This window comes from Flavobacterium sp. FPG59 (assembly GCF_002150205.1).
In the GTDB taxonomy this organism is placed as follows: Bacteria; Bacteroidota; Bacteroidia; order Flavobacteriales; family Flavobacteriaceae; genus Flavobacterium.
The window spans coordinates 1-4,533 of sequence record NZ_MTCA01000239.1 but is presented as its reverse complement, the minus strand read 5'-3'; the positions used below and the strand labels follow the sequence as shown (position 1 = coordinate 4,533).

Annotated in this window: 4 protein-coding genes; all 4 read right to left on the bottom strand. The window is 34.4% G+C overall.

The window, feature by feature from the left end:
- Nucleotides 1-494: 494 nt before the first annotated feature.
- A complete protein-coding gene (gene kdpA / locus FPG59_RS14230; protein ID WP_086455240.1) occupies nt 495-2,213 on the bottom strand; it encodes a potassium-transporting ATPase subunit KdpA in 1,719 nt (572 codons plus the stop codon).
- Nucleotides 2,214-2,337: 124 nt separating this feature from the next.
- On the bottom strand, nt 2,338-2,415 hold the full coding sequence (gene kdpF, locus FPG59_RS14225; protein WP_086455241.1) for a K(+)-transporting ATPase subunit F: 78 nt from the start codon (nt 2,413-2,415) through the stop codon (nt 2,338-2,340).
- 156 nt (nt 2,416-2,571) lie between these two features.
- A complete protein-coding gene (locus FPG59_RS14220; protein WP_086455239.1) occupies nt 2,572-2,853 on the bottom strand; it encodes a hypothetical protein in 282 nt (93 codons plus the stop codon).
- A gap of 246 nt (nt 2,854-3,099) precedes the next feature.
- Nucleotides 3,100-4,443: a sigma-54 dependent transcriptional regulator gene (locus FPG59_RS14215; RefSeq protein ID WP_176330758.1), complete on the bottom strand. Its 1,344-nt coding sequence runs from the start codon at nt 4,441-4,443 to the stop codon at nt 3,100-3,102.
- Nucleotides 4,444-4,533: the final 90 nt, after the last annotated feature.

Genomic DNA, 4,533 nt, shown 5'->3' with positions numbered 1-4,533 from the left:
ATGAAATAGAAAGTGAACAATTAATTGAAAAGTTAAATGTCATTGGAAAGCTTATTTATGGATTAATTAAAAATCTTGAAAGTAGATTGAAAAGAGTGAGAAGTTAAATGTTACGAGTGAAATGTTAGAAGGAAAATGTTAGAAGCGATTTGTTAGATGTGAAATGTTAAAAGGGAAATATTAGAAGTAAAATGTTAGAAGTAAAATGTTAGAAGTAAAATGTTAGAAGTGGAATGTTAGAAGTGGAATGCTAGAAGTGAAATGTTTAATGTAAAAAATAAGCTTATCCTATTTATCATTCTACATATTTCATATTATTAACTTTTTACTTTTTACTTTTTTTCACTTTTCACTTTTCACTTTTCACTTTTCACTTTTTACTTTTTACTTTTTTCACTTTTTACATCTTACATTTTTTACATCTTACATTTTTAACCTCTCACTTTTTTCACAATTCACTTTTTTCACAATTCACTTTTTTCACAATTCACTTTTTACATAGAAAAGTATTCTGCCAATGGTCCTAAAGCCAATGCAGGGAAAAAAGATAAGGCTGCAATAATGGCGATTACAGCAAAAACCATAACTCCAAAAATGGTCGTGTCTGTTTTTAAAGTCCCAGCACTTTCAGGAATATATTTTTTATTTGCCAACAATCCTGCGATAGCTAAAGGCCCAATGATAGGAAGGAAACGACTCAGTAACAACACAATTCCTGTGGTGATATTCCAAAAAGGATTATTGTCGCCCAAACCTTCAAATCCAGAACCGTTGTTGGCTGCGCTCGAAGTATATTCGTATAACATTTCCGAAAATCCGTGATTCCCAGGATTGTTCAACCAGCCAGTGGCATTACCGCTAAACCAGTAGCCCATTGCAGTATCATTTGCAGCAAAATAAGATGCCAAAGCCGTTCCTGACAATATCAATAAAGGGTGAAGAATGGCAATGAAAGCAGCAATTTTGACCTCACGAGCTTCAATTTTCTTCCCTAAAAATTCTGGTGTTCGTCCCACCATTAATCCCGAAATAAAGACTGCGAGAATGATAAAAATATAGAAGTTCAAAAACCCTACGCCGCAACCACCATAAAAGGCGTTAACCATCATAGCTAATAACTGCATCGAACCAGAAACCGGCATTGAACTGTCATGCATACTATTGACCGAACCTGTAGAAATTACGGTAGTCGCAATGCTCCAAAATCCAGAAATAGCGGGTCCAAAACGAACCTCTTTTCCTTCCATAGCTCCGGTTGTTTGGGCAATTCCCATTTTTTCGATAGCTGGATTTCCGTTGAGTTCACTTATAACTGTTGGAATAACTAAAAGTAAAAACCCAATAGTCATCACACCAAAAACTACGTAGGACAGCCTTCTTTTCTTTAGATAAAAACCCAAAGCAAAAATCATAGCAAAAGGGATAATCAATTGTGCCCAAAGTTCAACTGCATTACTAAAATAAGTTGGATTCTCTAATGGATGTGCCGAATTGGTTCCAAAAAATCCTCCGCCATTGGTACCGATATGTTTGATTCCGATAAATGCTGCAGCTGGTCCACGGGAAACTGACACTGAATCACCTTGTAAATTGGTAATTGTATCTTTTCCTTCAAAAGTCATTGGAGTTCCGCTAAATAACAAAGCGATGGCTACAAGAGCAGAAAGAGGCAGTAAAATACGAGTACAGCTTTTGATAAAATAATTATAAAAGTTGCCCAATTTATCTGTGGTTCTTTCTTTCATTGCAGTAAAAACCATTGCTGCGGCTGCCATCCCGACACCTGCTGAAACAAATTGCAGGAACATCAATACCATTTGTGACAAATAAGAAACGCCTGTTTCACCGGAGTAATGCTGCAAATTGCAATTCACCACAAACGAAATAGCGGTATTGAATGCCAAATCGGGAGTCATGTTTGGATTATTGTCTGGATTCAAAGGCATTGAACCTTGAAATAACAAAACAAAAAAGCAAAGAAAGAACCAAACCATATTCACGCTTAATAACGCTTTTAAATGTTGTTTCCAGTTCATTTCTTCGGTGGAATTGATACCACTTATTTTGAAAATAAATTTTTCAATTGGATTGAAAATCGGGTCAAGTACTGTTTTATCTCCCGAAAAAACTTTAGCAATATATTTCCCAACAGGAACCGCTAAAATTATAGAGATGATAAAAATACTGATGACACCAAATAATTCTGTGTTCATAAGATGTAATTTGTTAATGGTGAAACATGAATTGTGAAATGTAAGTTGTGATCCGTGAGATGAAGGCTGTGCTGCCAAGAGATTTTTTCAAATTTTTACTTCTCACTGATTACATTTCACATGCTTAAAATTTTTCGGGCTTGATTAATACGTAAACCAAATAGCCGAAAACAACAAGTGCAATAATAAATAGTGCAGTCATAAATTAGATTTTTTCAAAAAATTCGACAGATTTAAAACAAATCGCAAATAACAAAACGGCTAGTGCGAGTAAAAGGATTGTGATGATCATAATTTTAGATTATTGGATTATTAGACTTTTAGACAATCGATCAAATAATTCAATCGACTACACTTGTTATACTCCCGAAGCATTTATTTGCTTGATGTATTCCGCCTTCAAGGATTTTGGGAAAAGGTTTGAAATATTGCAATGACGCATTTCCATAAAAGAGGAAACCGAAAAAAGATAGACATTGGAAATAGCAATCTTAGTTTCATTGCTTCCTGTTGCCAATAAGCGTTCAGCGAGTGCTAAACATTTTTTTGCTCTGGAAATATTTCCCGTAATAATGGCAGTCTTGGTGATTTCGGCAAAGCGTTCTGCTTGTTTGTAAATCGTGGTGACTTGATTTTTCATATGTATTTAATATTTGTTTTTTTAAGGAATATGGTATCGCCATTCTTCGATTTTATTTCTAATTCGAATCATGGCGATTTCATAAGAATGATTTATTATGTTCTTCATCGCTTATGCCAAAATGCATTCCATAAAACTACAGCACACTTTAAAGCTTTATCAATTAAGGTTTTGAAGTTTTTATGCCAAAAAAAAGCATAAAAAAAGCCTATCAAAATGATAGGCTTTTCTCAAAATAATACGATTTTAATGAATATTGTATTCGTCTAATTTTCTGTAAAGTGTGGCAATACCAATTTCGAGTAACCGTGCCGTTTCGGCTTTATTGCCTTTTGTATAATTCAAAACTTTTTGAATGTGCAATTTTTCGACGCTACCTATAGAAAAAGCAGAGACTATCTTATTGTCTTTGGCAGTTTGATGTTGTATTTCGTAAGGCAACAAATCTTGAGTTAAAATCTCGTTATTAACCAAAATAACGGCACGTTCAATCACGTTTTTAAGTTCCCTTACATTTCCTGGCCAGTGGTACGTTTCTAGTTTATGAAGAAAATCGGCATCAATTTGAACTGCTTTTTTATTGGTTTTAGCCGAAAATTGAATTGCAAAACTTTGGGCTAATGGAGCTATATCTTTTACTCTTTCGCGCAAAGGTGGGATTTTAATCTCGAAAATATTTAGCCTAAAATACAGATCAGAACGAAAACGATGTGCTTCACTTTCCGTTTTTAAATCCCGATTTGTAGCCGCAATCAAACGAAAGTTAGATTTTTTTACAGTAGTTCCTCCAACCGGAATGTATTCATTTGTTTCTAAAACACGAAGCAATTTAGCTTGCAAATCAATAGGCATTTCTCCTATTTCATCCAGAAACAAAGTCCCACCATGAGCTTCTTCAATAAACCCTTTTTTATCTTTTAGTGCTCCCGTAAAAGCACCTTGCTTGTGTCCAAACAATTCGCTTTCTAGAATTTCCTTACTGAAAGTACTGCAGTTCAAAGCCACGAAGGACTTCCCTACTCGGTTGCTGTTTTCATGAATGGCTTGTGCAAAAACTTCCTTTCCGGTTCCTGTTTCTCCTGTTAATAAGACTGTTGAATCTGTAACGGCTACTTTTTTAGTAAGTTCTATTATTTGCTGTAAAGCTTTCGATTTCCCAACTATAGTTTGGAATGAAAATTTATCCGAAATTCGTTTTTCGAGTATCACAACTTTGCGTTGTAATTCTGATTTTTCAAGAGCTTTATACAGCAGAGGTAGTATTCTGTCATTATCATCGCCTTTAACAATATAATCAAAAGCCCCATTTTTCATGGCCTGAACACCATCGGAAATATTTCCAAAAGCTGTCAATAAAATAACCTCAACAACGGGAAAGGATTCTTTAATCTTGCTTACAAAATCTACACCATTTCCATCTGGAAGTTTAACATCACAGAGTACCACATCAATATCGTTCTGTTCTAATTTTTTAAACCCTGATTTCAAATCGGGAGCTTCAATGACATGAAAACCTTCTGATTTTACTATTCGAGCAAGCAATCCTCGAAGTTTCTCTTCATCGTCAATTATAAGTATGTTTTTCAAAATAAGCTATCAATTAGACCACAAAAATACATTTTTTTGTAGGGGATTCATGAAAATATTGTGAGCTATTGTTTTTTTTAAGATTATTTCTAA

Excerpts from the sequence above, each read along its gene's own strand:
- FPG59_RS14220 (WP_086455239.1), bottom strand. The coding sequence starts at position 2,853 with ATGAAAAATCAAGTCACCACGATTTACAAACAAGCAGAACGCTTTGCC.
- kdpF (WP_086455241.1), bottom strand. The coding sequence starts at position 2,415 with ATGACTGCACTATTTATTATTGCACTTGTTGTTTTCGGCTATTTGGTT.
- kdpA (WP_086455240.1), bottom strand. The coding sequence starts at position 2,213 with ATGAACACAGAATTATTTGGTGTCATCAGTATTTTTATCATCTCTATA.